Annotated in this window: 18 protein-coding genes; 12 read left to right on the top strand and 6 right to left on the bottom strand. The window is 66.4% G+C overall.

Features of this window, described 5'->3' with window-relative positions; genetic code table 11:
• Positions 1-497 precede the first annotated feature (497 nt).
• Entirely contained in the window at positions 498-1,100 is a 603-nt protein-coding gene (locus tag ACQY5K_RS06420; protein ID WP_428121148.1) for a hypothetical protein, read from the top strand.
• Between the two features lie 85 nt (positions 1,101-1,185).
• Here the strand turns inward: ACQY5K_RS06420 and ACQY5K_RS06415 are convergent, their stop codons facing one another.
• Together ACQY5K_RS06415 and ACQY5K_RS06410 are read right to left on the bottom strand one after the other, a co-directional pair.
• On the bottom strand, positions 1,186-1,920 hold the full coding sequence (locus tag ACQY5K_RS06415; RefSeq protein WP_419922671.1) for an SCO6745 family protein: 735 nt from the start codon (positions 1,918-1,920) through the stop codon (positions 1,186-1,188).
• A 60-nt stretch (positions 1,921-1,980) separates the two neighbouring features.
• Positions 1,981-2,721: a dienelactone hydrolase family protein gene (locus tag ACQY5K_RS06410; protein ID WP_428121146.1), complete on the bottom strand. Its 741-nt coding sequence runs from the start codon at positions 2,719-2,721 to the stop codon at positions 1,981-1,983.
• A gap of 197 nt (positions 2,722-2,918) precedes the next feature.
• On the opposite strand from ACQY5K_RS06410, the gene ACQY5K_RS06405 reads away from it, so the two are divergent.
• The 8 genes from ACQY5K_RS06405 to ACQY5K_RS06370 all read left to right on the top strand — a co-directional run bounded on the left by ACQY5K_RS06405 (position 2,919) and on the right by ACQY5K_RS06370 (position 11,959).
• Complete coding sequence (locus ACQY5K_RS06405; protein WP_428121143.1) at positions 2,919-3,734, top strand: enoyl-CoA hydratase-related protein; 816 nt, start codon at positions 2,919-2,921, stop codon at positions 3,732-3,734.
• Between the two features lie 148 nt (positions 3,735-3,882).
• Entirely contained in the window at positions 3,883-4,125 is a 243-nt protein-coding gene (locus ACQY5K_RS06400; RefSeq protein WP_419922674.1) for a FitA-like ribbon-helix-helix domain-containing protein, read from the top strand.
• The gene (locus ACQY5K_RS06395; protein ID WP_428121140.1) at positions 4,122-4,523 is read left to right on the top strand and encodes a type II toxin-antitoxin system VapC family toxin; all 402 of its coding nucleotides are present in this window, start codon (positions 4,122-4,124) and stop codon (positions 4,521-4,523) included. Before ACQY5K_RS06400 ends, ACQY5K_RS06395 begins: the two co-directional genes overlap by 4 nt.
• A gap of 59 nt (positions 4,524-4,582) precedes the next feature.
• Positions 4,583-6,049 carry an amidase gene (locus ACQY5K_RS06390; protein ID WP_428121138.1) on the top strand — a complete coding sequence of 489 codons (1,467 nt, stop codon included), beginning with the start codon at positions 4,583-4,585 and terminating at the stop codon, positions 6,047-6,049.
• Between the two features lie 14 nt (positions 6,050-6,063).
• Positions 6,064-7,566 (top strand): 3-hydroxyacyl-CoA dehydrogenase NAD-binding domain-containing protein, encoded by a 1,503-nt coding sequence (locus ACQY5K_RS06385; RefSeq protein ID WP_428121136.1) that lies wholly within the window; start codon positions 6,064-6,066, stop codon positions 7,564-7,566.
• Between the two features lie 66 nt (positions 7,567-7,632).
• Positions 7,633-8,802, top strand: a complete 1,170-nt coding sequence (locus ACQY5K_RS06380) for an acyl-CoA dehydrogenase family protein (RefSeq protein ID WP_428121134.1) — start codon at positions 7,633-7,635, stop codon at positions 8,800-8,802.
• A 113-nt stretch (positions 8,803-8,915) separates the two neighbouring features.
• Complete coding sequence (locus ACQY5K_RS06375) at positions 8,916-11,147, top strand: acetate--CoA ligase family protein (protein WP_428121132.1); 2,232 nt, start codon at positions 8,916-8,918, stop codon at positions 11,145-11,147.
• Positions 11,144-11,959 carry an enoyl-CoA hydratase-related protein gene (locus tag ACQY5K_RS06370; protein WP_428121129.1) on the top strand — a complete coding sequence of 272 codons (816 nt, stop codon included), beginning with the start codon at positions 11,144-11,146 and terminating at the stop codon, positions 11,957-11,959. Before ACQY5K_RS06375 ends, ACQY5K_RS06370 begins: the two co-directional genes overlap by 4 nt.
• A gap of 56 nt (positions 11,960-12,015) precedes the next feature.
• On the opposite strand, the gene ACQY5K_RS06365 is transcribed toward ACQY5K_RS06370, so the two are convergent.
• Positions 12,016-12,945, bottom strand: coding sequence for a DMT family transporter (locus ACQY5K_RS06365; protein WP_428121127.1), 930 nt, complete (start codon positions 12,943-12,945; stop codon positions 12,016-12,018).
• A gap of 155 nt (positions 12,946-13,100) precedes the next feature.
• Here ACQY5K_RS06365 and ACQY5K_RS06360 point away from each other — a divergent pair, with 155 nt between their 5' ends.
• From ACQY5K_RS06360 to ACQY5K_RS06350, 3 genes are read left to right on the top strand one after another with little or no spacing between them, the layout of a single operon-like run.
• On the top strand, positions 13,101-13,226 hold the full coding sequence (locus tag ACQY5K_RS06360; RefSeq protein WP_428121125.1) for a hypothetical protein: 126 nt from the start codon (positions 13,101-13,103) through the stop codon (positions 13,224-13,226).
• Positions 13,227-13,238: 12 nt separating this feature from the next.
• The gene (locus tag ACQY5K_RS06355) at positions 13,239-14,192 is read left to right on the top strand and encodes a molybdopterin cofactor-binding domain-containing protein (protein WP_428122587.1); all 954 of its coding nucleotides are present in this window, start codon (positions 13,239-13,241) and stop codon (positions 14,190-14,192) included.
• Entirely contained in the window at positions 14,193-14,354 is a 162-nt protein-coding gene (locus ACQY5K_RS06350; RefSeq protein WP_428121122.1) for a hypothetical protein, read from the top strand.
• A gap of 26 nt (positions 14,355-14,380) precedes the next feature.
• Here ACQY5K_RS06350 and ACQY5K_RS06345 read toward each other — a convergent pair whose 3' ends face one another.
• From ACQY5K_RS06345 to ACQY5K_RS06335, 3 genes are all read right to left on the bottom strand, one after another.
• Complete coding sequence (locus ACQY5K_RS06345) at positions 14,381-14,701, bottom strand: type II toxin-antitoxin system PemK/MazF family toxin (protein WP_428122584.1); 321 nt, start codon at positions 14,699-14,701, stop codon at positions 14,381-14,383.
• A 55-nt stretch (positions 14,702-14,756) separates the two neighbouring features.
• Positions 14,757-15,545, bottom strand: coding sequence for a Panacea domain-containing protein (locus ACQY5K_RS06340; RefSeq protein WP_428121120.1), 789 nt, complete (start codon positions 15,543-15,545; stop codon positions 14,757-14,759).
• 409 nt (positions 15,546-15,954) lie between these two features.
• Entirely contained in the window at positions 15,955-17,262 is a 1,308-nt protein-coding gene (locus tag ACQY5K_RS06335; RefSeq protein ID WP_428121118.1) for an AAA family ATPase, read from the bottom strand.
• Positions 17,263-17,576 lie beyond the last annotated feature (314 nt).

The following is a 17,576-nucleotide window of genomic DNA, read 5'->3' as shown; positions in this document are numbered from 1 at the left end:
TGGCTGACTTGGCACGTACAGGCAGGGCAGCAGCGCCGGATACGGAGCGACCCCAAACACCCCAGCGCAACGCACATCTCGCTGGCGCATGCGCTGCCCGTTCACCGACGCCGGACCTCCAGATCGCGCGGCGCCACTGACCCTGCTGTGCCGGCGCAGGCACCATCGGGCCCCGCTGACGCAGCCTGCGAGAACTGCGCTTCGGCAGTACCCGGATCGCCGACGACAGCGCAAACACTTGGAGGCACAGCATTGGCAAGAGGATCCGCCGGGGAGATCCCAAGTTTTAGATTCGTGGGTGATCGCCCGCCAAACTCACAAGAGCACCTCTGCGGGGAAGAGCAGTTGCGAGAACTGTCGGGTATTTATTTCGTCGAGAGACGAGACAACCGGAGCGTCGAATGGTGAGGAACTCAGAACAGTCGCCGAATGCTGCGGACTCCCCGCGAAACCCTTTGGACAGGAACGGCCTCGCAATAGCGGGCTTTGTGTGCGCTGTGATCGCAATCGCCTACTTATTGTGCGCTGTGATTGCAATCGCCTATTTGTGGATTCCGCTCTTTAGCCCGTGGATGCCGATCTTTAGCATTCTAGTTTTCCCTGTGTGGGTCTGCGGGGCAGTTTTCTCGTCGATCGGGTTGGCACGCGCTCATCTGTTTGACGGCCGACGCAAGGGACTCGCAATCTCCGGGATTGTGCTGACGATCTCGGCCGCATGGCTGTGGGTCGGGATTCTGCAGTATGACTTGGTGCCGCCGTGGGGCTCATCGGGGAGCATCGCGGGCATTATCAGATGCGATCCTGTCGACCACCTCTGCCCGGCGACGCCGCTCTCGATCCATGTCACGGGCGACTTCGACTTGGATGTCGACTGGCCCAGGGGAACGCGATTGCAACTTGACTTCGTCGGCGAGGGCTCGTGTCCGAAATTCGCAATTGTGGCTCGAAGTGGGTCAGGTCAGGAATTCGATCCCGGCTTCGTTGGGCCATCGTCGGAAGAGTGTGTCGAAGGATTCGAGGCGACGGCGACTCTTGGTGCCGATGCGCGCCACCTCGAGGTCCGCGCCGATGGGACATGGACGATTTACGTCCGCAACTAGACCTGCGTGCACGCCGTGCCGCAGATCGCTTCTCGCTGATTGCCGCACCTGACAGGGCCAGAAACGCTGGCCGAAATGGGACTTGCTAGCCGGTCAGGTCAGCTTCGATGGCGGCCACGCCGTCGGCGAGTGCTTGAGCCTCAGCGCCGTCAAGCACCCCGTAGATCGGCAAGATCAGCTCGTCGGTGAGTGCCTCAGCGGATTCCCATTTCGCCCGATGCTCGTCCGTTACTTCCGCATCGTTCGACCAGCCAAACATCTCGACGTCATCGGGCCGGCGCACTCGGTGTGCCATCTCAGTTGAAAGGCCCGACGCGACGATGGCGACGAGGTGCAAGCTTCCGCGCAGCTCTCGCAGCACGGCCACGTTCTGGAACGCACGCGCAGCGGGTTCATCACTCCGCGGCTCCGTCGCAATTGCCGCGAAGAGGGCTTGGGCAGCTGGATCGGCGAGCCCGAAGTCGATCACCTTGTCGGCAGCGGCATTGAATGCACCGAGGCCAGCAACGCCGCCGAGCTTGGATGAGCCGAAGGCGCCTGCGCACTCCATGTAGAGGCGTCCTCCGTCACGCGACGCCATCGTCTCCCGGGCCGAGTTCCAGATCTTGGCGACAAGATCCGGGTTGAAGTAGCCGAAGGCGCTATGGACAACGGTCGGCTCGACATCGCCGAGCACCCCGCCGCGGCCCAGCATGTACAGGCGGAAGCCGTCGAGGCCTGCCTCTTTGCCCCGTGCCAATGTTCCGGGGTCGAAGTAGAACATCGAACCCATCGCAGCGATGGGCGGGCACACCTGTTGGACAAGATCTCGTGATTCCATAGGGCGACAGTGTGGCACCGCGCTGCCGGGCGTGCTCCCGCTTATTCGCCGCTCCGCAGCTCAGTGCAGGCGGCGGGCGAACATGTCCAGCAGCAGTTCCCAGTGTCGCTCGGCGGTCGGCTGGTCGTACACCGGCCGCTGCGGGAACACGAATCCGTGGTGGGTGTCGTCCACCCAGTAGGTCTGCGCATCGGTGCCAGCGTCGGCGAAGGCCTTGCACAGCCGGTCGAAATGAGCCCGGTCGACGTAGTCGTCATGCTCGGCTGACATCACCAGCACCTCACCCGTGATGTCGGGCGCCCGCAGGTGGGGCGAGTCGCTGGCGTCCACCGCCAGCCGCACGCCGTGGATCGAGGCAGCCGCGGTGATCTGATCGGGGTAGTCGGCGGCCAGCCAGATCGCCATCGGCCCGGTCATGCAGTAACCGGTGGTGCCGACCCGCTCGGTGCTGGCAGCCGGGTCGGCGTCGGCGTGGCGCAGCAGCGCCGCCGCGTCACGCGAGACCATGGCGTTGGACAGGTTGGTCATCAGCTCGAACATGAACTGGCGGCTGGCGGGATCGTCCCGCTGCACGATGAAGCCGGGAACGTCGCGGTAGTACAGGTTCGGAAGCAGCACGTAGTACCCGACACTCGCGATGCGCCGAGCCATGTCGTGCAATTCCTCGCGCTTACCCGGTGCGTCCATCAAGAACAGCACGGAGGGGAACGGCCCCGGCCGGCGCTCACTCGGCTCGGGGTGCACGACGAAGGTGCTCATCTCGCCTTCGCCGGTGTCAATCGACACGTGGTCTTCGAACATTCCTGCCTCCTCGGCATCGGCATCGCGGCGTGGCGCCGCACAACGGTGGCTCGTGTGCGGTTCCTTGTGTAGTGCGTGCGCGGCCGCAACGCTGCCCTGGCGGTCGGATGAATCTCACAGTTGCGATGTCCGGGGTGCGGCGCCCGGCTGCCGATTGCTGCGGCCCGCAATGAACCCGCGGCATACGATCCCGGGCCATGCAGGCATTGGACTTCGAACCGCAGTACTTCGTCTATGAGGAGATCCGGCCGCGTGTGGCTCGCATCACCATCAACCGGCCGGAGGTGCGCAACGCCATCAACACGCCAGCGCACAAGGAGTGGTCCGACATCCTGGATCACGCCGCCGCCGACGAAGACGTGTGGCTGATTGTGATCACCGGGGTGGGCCGGCAGGCCTTCTGCGCCGGTCGCGACCTGAAGCACCTGTCGATGGTTCGCCAATCCGACGAGGCCACCCAAGCCGCCGACCGCGAGCTGATGGGCCAGGTCACCCGGCTGATCGAGAGGTTCGACTATCCCAAGCCGCTCATCGCGCAGGTCAACGGCGTGGCCCTCGGCGGCGGGTTCGAGGTGGCGATGGCGTGCGATCTGGTGGTGGCGGCCGATCACGCCCAATTCGGGCTGACCGAGCCGCTGCGCGGTCTGTATGCAGGTGGCGGGGGAGTGCACCGCCTGCCACGCCAGATCCCGCTGAAACTGGCCATGGAATTCCTGCTGACCGGACGCACGATGACTGCACACCGGGCGATGGAACTGGGCATCGTGAACGATGTTGTGCCCTACGACGAACTCGACGCCGCAACCGACCGCCTCATCGACGACATTATGCGGTGCGCGCCGCTGTCCATCCAAGCCACAAAGCAGGCAGCGATGCGCGGGCTGGACATGCCCCTCGGCGAGGCCTTCCACCACCCCTATCCGGCGGTCGCTCGCCTGATGGCCAGCGAAGACGTCAAAGAAGGCCCCCGAGCCTTCGCCGAGAAGCGCCAGCCCAACTGGCAAGGCCGCTGAACCGGGCTCAAACCGACCGAGCAGAGCCGAGTTCCTTGCACCGCTGAACGCCCAGCAGGGCTGGATTACGCAATTGAGTAAAGTTGCTCAGTTGCCCGGTTGCGCCAAAATAGCGCTATTGGCGTCATGTTGGCGCTAAGGTGAGCCCATGGCGACAATCCAGGTCAAGAACGTGCCCGACGAGGTGCACGACAAGCTGAAGCGACGAGCAGCTACAACCGGTCAGTCGCTGCAGCAGTACATGCTTGACGCCGTCTGCCGCGAGGCCGAGATGGCAGCCGTGGAGGAACTTCTCGCGCGCAAACGTGTGGAGGCGATGGCCTATGGCGAGCTCGACCTCGATCCCGACATGATTGTCGAGATCATCCGCGCCGACCGTGAGTCGCATTGATCGTCGTCGACGCCAGCGTCGCCGTCACGGCCGTCGGGGCAGTCGGCGAGCGCTCTGATCGTGCGTTGCGTCGCATTTCACTCGAACCGGCACTTGCGCCTCACGTGCTCGACCTCGAAGTTGTTTCCGCGTTCCGTCGGATGTACCGCCATGGCGAGATTTCGGAAGCTGCGGTACGCCGTGGTTTGCGCCATCTCGCAAGAGTGAGGATCAGACGCGTCGATCCCGCCTCGCTGATCGTTCGTTGCTGGGAATTGCGCGACAACCTGACGCCCTACGACGCTTCGTACGTGGCGCTGGCAGAGCAAACCGGCGCGACGCTGCTCACGAGCGATGCCCGACTGTCGCGAGCGCCGGGCATCGAGTGCGATGTGGAGCTCTTTGACGCGTCGACTTGATCTGGTGCTGCGCGAGACTGCGCCGTGGACTTTGAAGCCTTCGACAGACGGGGATGACGATGAACGATGCGACGGCGCTAGCTGAACGGATTCGGCTCGGAGAACTGGATGCCGTCACCGCTGTCGAAGCCGCCATCGCGCGCTGCGAGGAGGTGAACCCGGCTATCAACGCGGTCGTCGAACCGGCGTTCGACGCTGCGCGCCAGCGTGCCGCACAGCTCGACGCCGAGCGCGCAGCCGGCGGGGCTGTGGGACCGCTGTTCGGGTTGCCGATCATGATGAAGGACCTGTTCTGCCACGCCGTGGGCGAGACGGCGTACCACGGCAATCGGCGCCTTGCCGAGCTTGACCATCGCTACAGCCAGACCGGTTCGGTCGCCCGCCGGCTGTACGGAGCGGGCGCGATCAGCATCGGGCGCACGCAAAGCCCCGAGTTCGGCAGCGGCCAGTGCCCGGCGGCGTCGGAGACCGCTCTCTACGGCCCGACCCGCAATCCGTGGAACACCGACCACTCGCCGCTCGGCTCAAGCGGTGGCTCGGCGGCCGCGGTGGCCGCAGGCATCGTGTCGATCGCGCAGGGCGGCGACGGGGGCGGCTCGATTCGCATTCCTGCCAGTGCCAACGGTCTTGTGGGCCTCAAGCCTTCGCGAGGCCGTGTCTCGGCCGCTCCGGACGGCGAGATGTGGGCCGGGGGCGCGATCGAGGGCGCCCTCGCGGCAACCGTGCGCGACGCCGCGTTGGCCCTCGACGTGCTCAGCGGCAACGATCCCGGCGACCCGTACGTGGCGGCGCTGCCGTTGCCCGACCGCGGCTTGGTCGGCCAGGTGGGGCTCCACCCCGGACAGCTGCGAATCGGCGTCTGCGCCACGCTGCCGTTTGCGGACATCGACCCGGCGTGTGTCGGCGCCGCACAGGCCGCCGCGGGGCTGCTCGACAGCCTGGGACACCGGGTTGAGACCGCCTGCCCCGAGGTGATGACCAGCAACGACTACATGTACGACTACATCCGGGTCATCCGGGCCAGTCTCACTTCTGCGTTGCGCTCGTTGGAGCCGGTCCTGGGCCGGCCGTGGACGGCCGACGATGTGGAAGTGGGCACCTGGATCAACTACCAGCGCGGCGCAAAGATCAGCGCCGCCGACTTCATTGCCAGCCGCGAGCGGCTCCACCGCTTCACCCGGCAGCTGGCGTCGTGGTGGCGCCCAAGTGGTGGCGAGTTCGACTTGCTGCTGACGCCCACGCTGGGCGTGACCCCGCCTCACGTCGGGCATCTCGTCGACGGCGACGAACGGACGCTCACATCCCGGTTGGCCGCCGTCACGCCGTTCCTGCCGCAGTTCAACGTGTCAGGACAACCGGCGGTCTCGGTGCCGCTGGGCATCGTCGAAGGCATGTCCGCCGACGGGCTGCCCATCGGCGTGCAGCTCGTCGCCGCACCAGGTCGTGAGGACCTGCTGGTTCAAGTGGCGGCGCAGTTCGAGCAAACTGCCCCCTGGAGCCATCGACGGCCGGCTGTTACCGCCTGAATGGGATCGTGAGCATGACCGCAGTGGCCACCACGTCGGCCCGCACGATCGGGCTGGCAGGAACCGGCGTCATCGGCGCGGGATGGGCGGTGCGCGTGCTCGCCCGGGGCCACGACGTGATCGCCTGGGATCCGGCACCCGGTGCTGAGTCCCGGCTGCGCGCAGCAGTGGAGCGAGCCTGGCCGTCGGCGACGCGCCTCGGTCTGTTCCCCGGTGCCGACCCGAGCCGTCTGGGCTGGGCCGACTCTGCTGAAGAGATGGCGGCCGCCGCCGACTGGGTGCAGGAGAGCGCCCCCGAGGACGAGGCCGTCAAGCTCCCTCTGCTTCGCCGCCTTGCCGCGGCCGCTGCTCCCGACACCGTGATCGCGAGCAGCTCTTCAGGGCTGCTGCCGTCCCGCCTCGCCGAAGGCTGCCGACACAGCGAGCGCGTCATCATCGGCCACCCGTTCAACCCGGTGTACCTGCTGCCGTTGGTGGAGGTGGTGCCCGGCGACGCCACCAGCCCCGCCGTGGTGGATGTCGCAGTCGCCCATTACCAGGACCTAGTCATGCATCCGCTGGTGGTGCGCAACGAGATCGAGGGCTACCTGTCGGACCGCCTGCAAGAGGCGCTGTGGCGAGAAGTGCTGCACCTGGTGAATGACGGTGTGGCCACCACCGCCGAGCTCGACGACGCCATCATCTACGGGCCCGGCCTGCGGTGGGCCGCAATGGGCACGAATCTGACGTTCCATCTGGCCGGCGGCGAGGGCGGCATGGGCCACATGCTGCGTCAGTTCGGACCGGCGCTGAAGCTGCCGTGGACCCATCTGGAAGCGCCCGAGTTGAGTGAGGAATTGGTCGGGGCGATGGAGCGCGGCTGCGAGGCCCAGGCCGCCGGACGTTCGATCGCCGAGCTGGAGCAGCTGCGCGACGACTGCCTGCTGTCGGTGATGCGGGCGCTGCGCCCGTGCGACATCGGCGCCGGCCGCCTCGTGGCCCAGCGTGAGGCCCGCATCCTCGAAGCCGGGGTCACCGCCGAACCGTGGACGCCGGGTGCGCACGTTGCCGCCCCACTGGAGCTGTACTCGACTGTCGTCGAGCCGGACTGGGTGGACTACAACGGCCACATGACCGAAGCAGCGTTCCTCACGGCCTTCGGCTGGGCGTCGGACATGCTGTTCCGCTGCTTGGGCATCGACGAGGACTACCGCGCGGCCGGCCACTCGTACTACACGGCCGAAACCCACATCAACTACCTGCGCGAGGCCTCGCTGGGCGAGCCGCTGCGGGTGACCACCCAGGTGCTGGGCAACGACGCCAAGCGGCTGCACATCTTCCATGCCATGTACCGAGGCCGCAGCGACGAGCTGCTCTGCACGACAGAGCAGATGCTCCTGCATGTCAACACCGAGGCCGGGCGCGCAGTGCCCGCACTGGCGGGCCCAGCCGCAGCCGTTGCCGCCATCTCCGCAGCCCACACTCACCTGCCCGCGCCGCCCCAGGCGGGCCGGCGCATGGCCATTCCCGCCGGTTGACGCCCGAACGCGCACGTCACCGAGACCCCGAACCACGCTGGCACGACGAAGCTAAAGGAGCACCCCTTGGATTTCTCAATCGACGATGACCAGGAGATGGTGGTCGACACCGTGCGCGCCTTCGTGAACCGCGAGCTGGCGCCGTATGAGGACGAGGTGGAACGCACCGGACAAGTGCGCCCCGAGTTAGTGCAACAGATTCGCGAACGGTCCCTGGCGGCTGGCATCTATGCGGCCAACATGCCCGAAGACCTGGGCGGCGGGGGACTGGACGACCTGACGTTGTCCATGGCCGAGCGGGCCTTCGGCTGGACCGCTTACGCGCTGCAGTACATCGTGGCGCGACCGTCGAACATCCTGCGCGCCTGCATCGGTGACCAGGTGGAGGAATACCTGCTGCCGACCGTGCGGGGCGAGCGGGTGGAGTGTCTGGCGATGAGCGAACCGGGCGCGGGCTCTGACCTGCGGGGCATGACGTGTCGGGCCGAGCGCCGGGGCGGCGACTTCGTGGTGAACGGCACCAAGCACTTCATCAGCCACGCCGACCTCGCCGACTACGTGATCCTGTTCGCAGCCACCGGCGTCGAGCCGGCCGGATCGGACGGCCGTCCGCCCCGCAAGCTGATCTCGTCGCTTCTGGTGGACTTCGACACTCCCGGCGCGGAGCGGTTGCCGGGCTACAACAGCGTGTCGAACCGGGGCTACCACAATCTCATCTTGAACTTCGACGACGCGCGAGTGCCCGCGGCAAACCTGCTGGGCGTAGAGCACCGGGGCTTCGACGTTGCCAACGAGTGGCTCGGCAGCACCCGCTTGCAGGTGGCGTCCACCTGCTTGGGGCGTGCCGACCGAGCGCTGGCGGTGGCGTTGGACTGGGCCGCCAACCGGGAGCAGTTCGGGCAGCGCATCGGCCGCTTCCAGGGGGTGTCGTTCAAGCTCGCCGACATGCGTCTGCGCCTGGCCGAGGCCGAGCTTATGACCTATCGGGCCGCTTGGCTGTCGGCGAGAGGCGAGATGACCGACGCAGACGCGGCGATGGCCAAGCTGTCGGCCACCGAGATGCTGCAGTTCGTCTCTGACGAGGCGATCCAGATCCTCGGAGGCATGGGCCTGATGGACGAGCTGCCGCTGGAGCGCATCTGGCGCGACGCCCGCGTCGACCGGATCTGGGACGGAACCAGTGAGATTCAGCGACACATCGTTTCCCGCGACATGCTGCGCCCGTTGGGCGCCTGAACCGTGGTCGCGCGGCCGGCGGGCGGAATGCGTCCGCTGGGCGGGCGGAATAGGGACAGAATACGGGCGGTGAGTACCTGGCCTGCGGACCGAATGCGGGCAGTGAGCAAGCGGTGAGCGAACGGCTCGACCGGCTGCTGCGACCGCGGTCGCTGGCATTCATCGGCGGAGCCGCGGCCGAATTGGCCATCGAAGCCAGCCGTTCGTTCGGCTTCACCGGCGAGATGTGGGCTGTCAACCCCCGCCACGAGCTGCGCGGTGCCTCCACAGTCGCGTCGGTCGCCGAGTTGCCCGGCGTCGCCGATGCCGCCTTTGTGGCCGTAGCCCGCGACACCGCCACAGAGGTCGTGCGAGAGCTGGCCGCCGCAGGGACGGGCGCGGCCGTGTGCTACGCGTCAGGCTTTGCCGAAACCGGCGACACCGGAGCGGCGGCACAACGCGAACTGGTCGAAGCCGCCGCTGGCATGCCGCTGGTGGGTCCCAACTGCTACGGCACGCTGTCGGCGGTGACCGGCGCAGCGTTGTGGCCCGATGTGCACGGGCTGGCCCGCTGCGAGCGCGGCGTCGGCTTCATCAGCCAGAGCGGCAACGTCGCGGTGAACCTCACCATGGCGCGGCGTGGCCTTGCGGTCGCCCATGTGCTGGCACTGGGCAACCAGGCCGATGTGGGCCTGGCCGAGTCGTTGGAGACGTTGGTGGCCGATCCGGCCGTCACCGGGGTGGGCCTCTATCTGGAGGCGGTGGACGACATCGACCGGTTCGCTGCCGCCGCCGGCGTCGCGCAGCAGCGGGGTCTGCCGGTGGTGGCCCTCAAGTTGGGCGCCACCGAGGCATCGGGTGCCATCGCCGTGACCCACACCGCCTCGCTGGTTGGCAGTGACACCGCATACGACGCTCTGTTTCGCCGGCTCGGCGTGCGCAGGGTGCAAACGTTGCCCGAACTGCTCGACACGTTGTCGATGCTGGTCGCCACCGGTCCGCTGCGGGGCAACCGGCTGGTCTCGCTGAGCTGTTCCGGCGGCGAGGCGGCGCTGATTGCGGACCGCAGCCGCATCCGCGACCTGTCTTTCCCGGCGTTCTCCGCCGAGCACCGCGACCGAGTGTCCGCGGCGCTGGACCACCGAGTGGCGGTGACCAACCCGCTCGACTATCACACCTTCATCTGGGGCGACGCTGCCCGCCTGTGCGACTGCTTCACCGCCGTGCTGTGCGACGTGCACTCTGCCGGCGAGTCGCCCGCCGAACCGTCCCAGGGCTCGACTGCGGACCCGCCTTTTGATGCAGCTGTGCTGATGCTGGACCTGCCCGCTGCGGGACTCGACAGATCACGATGGTGGCCCACGCTTGATGCCTTCGGTGCAGCGTGCGCCGCCAGCGCCACTCCCGGCGTGGTCGTGGCCTCGATGGCAGAGAACCTGCCCGACGAAGCGCGCGTGCGGGCCGAACAGCTGGGCCTGTGCGCCTGCGGGGACATCGACACCGCACTCGCTGCTTTGGAGGCTGCTGCCGCCTTCGGCCAGTCGCTCGCCGCCTCCGCCGGCACGCCGCCGCCCCCACTACTCGCCCCAGCCCACCGCGCCCGACGGGCGAGTAAGCCCCAATCGCAACGGACCGACAGCGACGCCGACGCGCCGGGGCCCGAAGCGGCCGTGCTGAGCGAGACGGCGCTGAGCGAGACGGTGCTAACGGAGCATGGGGCCAAGCAGCGGCTGGCCGCAGCGGGCATCTGGGTGCCACGCGGGTTGCTGGTGCCGGCGGACGAAGCCGCCGCAGCCGCCGTTGAGATCGGTCTGCCCGTAGTGGTGAAGGCCACCGGCGTGACACACAAGTCCGATGTCGGCGCAGTGGCCATCGGCTTGAGCGACCTCGACGAGGTAGCCGCCGCGGCGGTACGCCTCGGCGCTCTCGGCGACGGAACCGTGACGGTCGAGGAGTGTGTCGCTGATGCTGTGGTCGAGCTGCTGGTGAGCGTCCGTTCGGAGCCACCGGTGGGAATGCTGCTGACGTTGGGAGCGGGCGGCACGCTGGTCGAGATGCTCGACGACACAGCCGTGTTGTTGCTGCCCACTGATCCGGCCGATGTCCGCTCGGCTCTGCGCGGCCTGCGCATCTGGCCGCTGCTGGCCGGCCACCGCGGCAGGCCCCCAGCGGCACTGGACGCTGTCATCTCGCTGGTCTCGGCCCTCGCCACGCTGGTGAGCACCGATCGCGGCATCACCGAAGTCGAGATCAACCCAGTGCTGGTCACCCGAGAGTCCGCAGTCGCCGTCGACGCGCTGATGACTGTCGTGCAGCCCGGCGGTACCGAGATCGAACCTGTCCACCGGAGGCCCGACCGACCATGACCAGTTCCACCGAGACCGGCGCCGAGACGGCGCGCCCAGCAGTCGTCAGCGTCGTCGACGGGCCAGTGCTCGAGATCACCCTCGACCGACCGAAGGCCAACGCCATCGACGCTGCCACCAGCCGCGAGCTCAGTGCCGTGTTCGCCGAGTTCCGTGATACCCCAGAGCTGCGCGTCGCCATCTTGGGCGCCGCTGGTGATCGCTTCTTCTCAGCGGGCTGGGACTTGAATGCCGCCGCTGCGGGCGAGGAGTTCGAAGCCGACTACGGCGAGGGCGGTTTCGGCGGTTTCGGCGAGATGCCGGGGCTGGCCAAGCCGGTGATCTGCGCCGTCAACGGCATGGCGGTGGGCGGCGGTTTCGAGATCGTCTTGGCGGCCGATCTGGTGGTCGCGGCCGAGACCGCTCGGTTCTGGCTGCCCGAGGCCGGCTTGGGCATCATCGCCGACACGGCCTCGGTGCGCCTTCCCAGAATGCTGCCGCCGGTGGTGGCCAACGAGGTGCTGTACGCCGGCCGCCGCCTTGATGCCGCCGAGGCGCTGCGTTGGGGCCTCGTCAACGCCGTGGTCGCTGGCGGCGATCTGATGGCTGAGGCCCGCGCCTTGGCAAAGCGAGTCGCACAGTCAGCGCCGATGTCGGTGGCAGCGATCAGCGAGATCGGCCGCCGAACTGCCCACCTCGGGCTGCCCGGGGCCTTCGAATTGCTGCGCTCGGGCCAGCTCGCCTCCTATGAGGCCATGCTCGCCTCCGACGACGCCGCCGAGGGGCCCAGCGCGTTCACCGAGGGCCGGCCCCCTCGCTGGGCGAACCGCTAGTCCGCGCAACCCGTTCCGCAATGCTGAGAGGTCAAGCGGAAGCGCAGAGCGCACTCCTACGCGCGGGCGCCGCGTGACTGGTCGAGGACCACCACGACGAGGGAGAACATCACCACGGTCATGCCGAGGAACTGCCACAGCGACACCTCGTCGCCCAGGAAGGCCCACGCCATCAGCGTGCTCGTGACCGGAATGGCCAGCGTCATCGTCGAGCCCACCCACGCCGGGATGCGCGTCAGCGACCAATTCATGAGCATGTGAGAGGCGAAACCCGGCCCGATCGCCAGGATCACAAGCCACACCCATGCGCCCAGCGACGGGACGTCGAACGCCTGCCCCGAGCCGATCGCGAACGGAGTGCACACCAGCGAGCACACCAGTGCGCTGCCGCCGGTGTACTGCGCCGAGCTGATCTTCTGGGTGCTCAGCTTGGAGAAGACGAAGTAGCCCGTCCACGCGAACAGGGTCAGCAAGGCCAGCAGGTCGCCCCACGCGCTCCACTCGGGAATCCCTGACGATCCGAACACCACGATGGCAATGCCGCCAATGGCAGTCACCGCCATGCCCCAATGGCGCCTCTGTGGCTGCTCACCGAACAGTCTCGGCGCCAGAAACAGCATCAACAGCGGCTGCAGCGACGCGACGACCGTTGCGTTGGCAACGGTGGTGAGCCGTAGCGCCGTGAAGAACAGCATGATGTCGAAGGCCAGCGAGACGCCGCCCCAGGCCGAGATCTTGATCGAGTTCCATCTCAGCGGCGTGCCGTTCGCCCACAGGAACAGCAGAACCAACGCCGTGTAGAGCCACATCCGCCAGAACACGACGGCCAGCGGGCCCAGCTCGGAGAGCCCTTTGGCGATGACCCCCGATGCTGCCCAGCCCACCATCGCGACGGCCGCCGCAGGGACGCCCAGCGCACGCTCGGACGGGTCCGGCAGACCGCGGCCGCCATAGGGGTCGCTCGGCGCGCCCGGTGTCTCGGCCATAGCCCCGCCCCCCTCGGCCGCGGGCAAACCGAGCCGACGTCGGAAGACTACGCCTACTGGAATCGGGGAGTGCAGTTGTTCGAGGGCCGTAGCTCAGGCGAAATGAGCGCGCTCATAAGTAGCGTGCGGGCAGCAATCCACCACGGGGACTGAACATGAGCATTCTCGGCAACGCCGTCGTCCGGCGAGAAGATCCCGGATTCCTGACGGGGTCGGCTACCTACGTCGACGACCTGCTGCCGGCGGACGCCCTGTATTTGGCCTACGTCCGTTCGCCGTAGGCCCACGCCCGCATCACCGGCGTGGAAGTTGACGAAGCCGTCGCTGCGCCTGGCGTTGCCGGTGTGTTCACCGGTGCCGATGTCGCCGAGATGGGGCTCGCTCCCAACGTCCTGCCAATGTTCCCCGACGCCATGAGGCGTCCCTACGTCGCTGCCGATGTCGTGCGCTACCAGGGTCAGCCGGTCGTGGCGGTGGTGGCCGAGACCCAGGCTCAGGCGGTCGACGCGACGGAGCTCGTGATCGTGGACTACGAGCCGCTGGCGCCGGTCACCGACCCTGAAGCCGCCGCGCAAGACGGGGTGCTGATCTTCGGTGATCACGGCACCAACGTTCTCAGCCACATGGAATCGCCCGCGGCGGCCGATTTCTCAGAGTGCGAGGTCGTCGTCTCCGAGCGCATCGTCAACCAGCGGTTGACGGCCGCACCCATCGAGGGCCGTACCGGCATGACCCAACGCATGATCACTGGCACCTACGAGTTCGGCAACGTCGGCTTCAGCGCCGACGTGGTCGTCACCAACACCGTCCCGATCACCGCGTACCGGGGTGCGGGCCGGCCCGAGGCGGCGGTGGCCATCGAGCGGATGGTCGACCGCTTCGCAGCCGAAATCGGTATGGATCCCGCCGAGGTGCGCTCGCGGAACCTGGTGCCAAAGTTCACCGAGCCGTACGTGACCGCGATGGGCACGAGCTACGACGTGGGCGACTATCCCGAGGCCCTGCGGCGTGCACTCGATGCCGTCGGCTACGACGAGCTGCGGGCAGCCCAGTGCGAACGCCGGGAGCGGGGCGACACCCCGCTACTGGGCATCGGCATCGCTCAAGGCGTTGCGCAAGCCCTGCTTGAGGGAATCCAGTACGACGAAGGCGGCAACCTGCTCACCGGCAACTTCATGGACTACTTGGTGATCTCCGCTGCCGAGCTGCCGTCGTTCGAAGTCGTTCACATCGAAACGCCGACGTAGGTGAACGAGCTGGGCGCCAAAGGCGTGGGGGAGTCGGGCACCATCGGCGCCATCCCCGCGGTCTACAACGCTGTTGTCGATGCGGTGTCACACCCCGGCGTCCGCCACCTCACCACCCCCATCACCCCGCAACAACTCTGCGAAGCCATCGCAGAAACATAGGAACTCAGCTCGTCGTGATGATCGGGCTATGGGATCTTGAGTCCCAGATAGTAGAGAATGCTTCCCCTCACTTCGGCTAGCAGCCGAGCGGGTAGCCGTCCCCTCCAGCGGGATGGCAGAAGGTCTGACTTCTCCAGTGGTTGCAACGCTGGTGTCCGAACCCAGCTTGTCTTCTGCATGCCAGCCACGCCGCTCTGTAGCTGGATACAGAACGCGGTTGTTGACTTGGCCGAACTGGATATCGGGCAGCCCATGACGACGGGCCAATTCGGCTGGTCGTTGCCTATGTCGTTGAGGACGACGAAGGGCCGCGATGCATGAAGGCTGCGATCGCTCTCAGGCAGCATGCGAATCAAGTCGTCGTCGACGTCGTAGACGTCGCCTAGTCGGATTTGCGACACCTCAATCAGCCAGCAACCTGCGATTGGCCCGAACTCTGTTGCCGCGAAAAACCCCGACTATCTCTGCTGCGTCTGGGGTACCCAAAGCACTGACATCGATCTGAGGCATGACAACGAGGTCGGGCCGATCAGCTATTGCGGACATGACGGCATCAACGTCAGCGATATCAGTTCGTGCCTCATGCATGTCCAACAGAACGCCTCTCTCCCCGACACGCCGAGCTTCGAGCATCGGAACAGTGTCGTATGCCATGTCCGTTAGTGAGCGAGCGGTATGGCGACCGTAGTCTTCGAGCACGGCTTCGAGATGCGCCAGGAAATCACCTGCCTGCGCAGAAACGTCCGCAGAAGTGCGAGAGGCGCTCAGCACTGCTTCTTCAATGTCTGTTGAAAGACGGCTGGTATTGCGCTCGATCACACCGTCAGCTACGAGCCGGTCCTCGACCTTGCGCAGCGATTGGCAGTAGGGACCGTAATGCCACCAGCGCCACAAAATCCCTGAAAGGGCCTTCCCGTCTGATGCGACAGACCGGAGGTCTGCCAGATACAGCAGCTTGACGACTTTGCTGCGCGTCATGTGCACTCCGTGGTCGCCCGCGAGCCGCACCAGCGCCTGCATCGAGATGCCCGCACGATCCTCGTCGGTCGCCAGCAGCACCACATCGCCAGTGTAGGCAGCGGTGCCACCAGCCGAGCGAGCAGGCACCGCTCCAGCATCTTCGTTCTCAGCACAGCCCAGAGAGCTTGCCGCTGTGTCTCGCAGGCTCGTGGTCGCGCTCAGTTCATTCATCACGCAGGAACATACGTTGCGGCTGTCACACCTCGGCGTACGGCACCTGATCACGCCGATCACCCCGCCACGGCTGCGCGACGCCATCGCCGAGGCATAGAGGCCGAGCATCGTTCTCACCATTCAAGGGTGGGCGGCAACCGCTTGGAAGTTGATGCTCGACACTCTCTTCCCAGGTCCTAGAATCTTCTTCGAAGGCCCCGGAACCGTCACTGCTTCGGCAAACGGCCGGGATTACGCCTTTTAAGGGCTCTCGGCCGGAGCCCCTTGGTCAGGTCCGCTGACCAGCAGGTACGAAATCGCTGACGTCCCACCCGAGATGCACGCCACAGCGCGTGCCCGATATCAGCTGTAGGCCGTCAGTTCCTGGTCCAGGCTCCAAACTTCGGCTCTCACGTATGGGCCCCGATCAGAGCCCAAGTACATCGACCAGCGAACGCTGCGTAGCTGGCACGTGCTCACGCGGTCGCAGTCGGTCACGAATTGCTGAGGTTCCCAGCGGCCCGCCGCCGATCACCTCGAAGTAGTCAGGAAAGTCGGTGAGACGCGTGGACTGCGTCCATCCATCCGAATCGCGGCTGCAGACGATGACGCCTTCGTGATCTTCGCCCTCCAACGCATCGAGAATGGCAGGGCTGTGGGTCGTCGCCAAGGTCCGTGCACCCGCGGCAGCAGCCATCTTGAGGCGGCCAAGCAGCAACTCGACTTGCGACGGGTGCAGGCCGTTCTCGAGTTCTTCGACAACAAGCAGTCGAGAAACCGGTGTCGAACCTGCCGACTCATCGTCAGCAGGCCGAGCCTCGAGCAGCGCCGCTGCAATGGCAAGAAAACGCAGGGTGCCGTCGCTCATGAGGCGCGCCGGGATTGGACGCAACGCATCGCCGAGCCGTTCGTGCATCGTCGTCATCACATCGCCGAGGTCGCTGCTGACGACGCCCAGATCGGCAACTTGGGCTTCCGACAGGGACCGCGTCATCTCGAACAAGGCCCGACGTGATTCTTCATCGCGCATCAGGCTCGCGAGCGCTGCAGAGAGGTTCTCGGCGTTCCTGCGAAGGCGGGTGTCCTTCTCGGGTACGTACTCGCGCATCTGCTGCGGAATGGGGTCGAGAATGAAGATCCCGCGCAGGGCCGCGAGCATGTGTTCAGCAACACTGTGAATGTGCCGACCCGCCTTCGATGTCGCCGGCACTCGAGTCGCCACCTGCGATGTCAGCAGCTGCGTCGCCCGAAACGTCACTGCCGGGTTTGGACCCTGCTTGCGATTGTCCCAGCGGGCATCAATGTCGCCCGAGTCCTTCCGGGGCGCATCTGTCTTGAGCAAGTCTTGAGCCTCGCCATGGCGCGAGCCGCCGACGCGTCGTGTCCAGAGCCGCTCCCGCACAATTTGCACGCTCGGACGAACAGACACTTCTACATCCAAGAAGTAGGTCCTCTTTTCGATACGGGCGGCGCAACCGATCTTGAAGACGTCATCGCCGACTGGCGCGCATCCTTCGGATCCGCCTCGAACCAGTGGCCCGTCTCGGCCGCCATCGAGCGCATCTCGGACGGTCATGCCGCTTACAAGGGCCGACAGCACCGCTGCAGCGTCGATGACATTCGATCTACCGCTGCCATTGCGCCCGACGAGCAGCGTCAGTGGCCCGAGCCGGACGTAGGCGTTCCGCAGGCTCTTGAACGCTGGCAATCTGAGTTGTTCCAGCGTGGCAGCCATAGTTGCAAGCGTATTGATGCCCCAGACGGGCGGACTGAAGCTGACGCGGACCAGAACCTGAAGGCCGTGACACCCTGCCCGAATCCACTTCGAGTGTCGGGCCACAAGAAGGGCGAGTCACTGGACTGAACGCCCAATGGGCATGGCGAGAAAGAGCGGACGGCGTCGGTACAAGTCGAGGGATTGGTCCCCCACACATAGGCCGTGGCGAGTGGTTTCGACCCATGCGGCCAATTGGGCGCTGCCGGCCCGTTGGCGACCTCGCGAAGTTCCTCTCACTACAGTCGCCGACGGACCATCACTGCCCAGGTCCT

It is taken from the genome of Candidatus Poriferisodalis sp., from assembly GCF_965262965.1.
Taxonomy (GTDB): domain Bacteria; phylum Actinomycetota; class Acidimicrobiia; order Acidimicrobiales; family Poriferisodalaceae; genus Poriferisodalis.
Note: the sequence above shows the minus strand (reverse complement) of the source record. Positions and strands in the feature narration are given on the sequence as shown.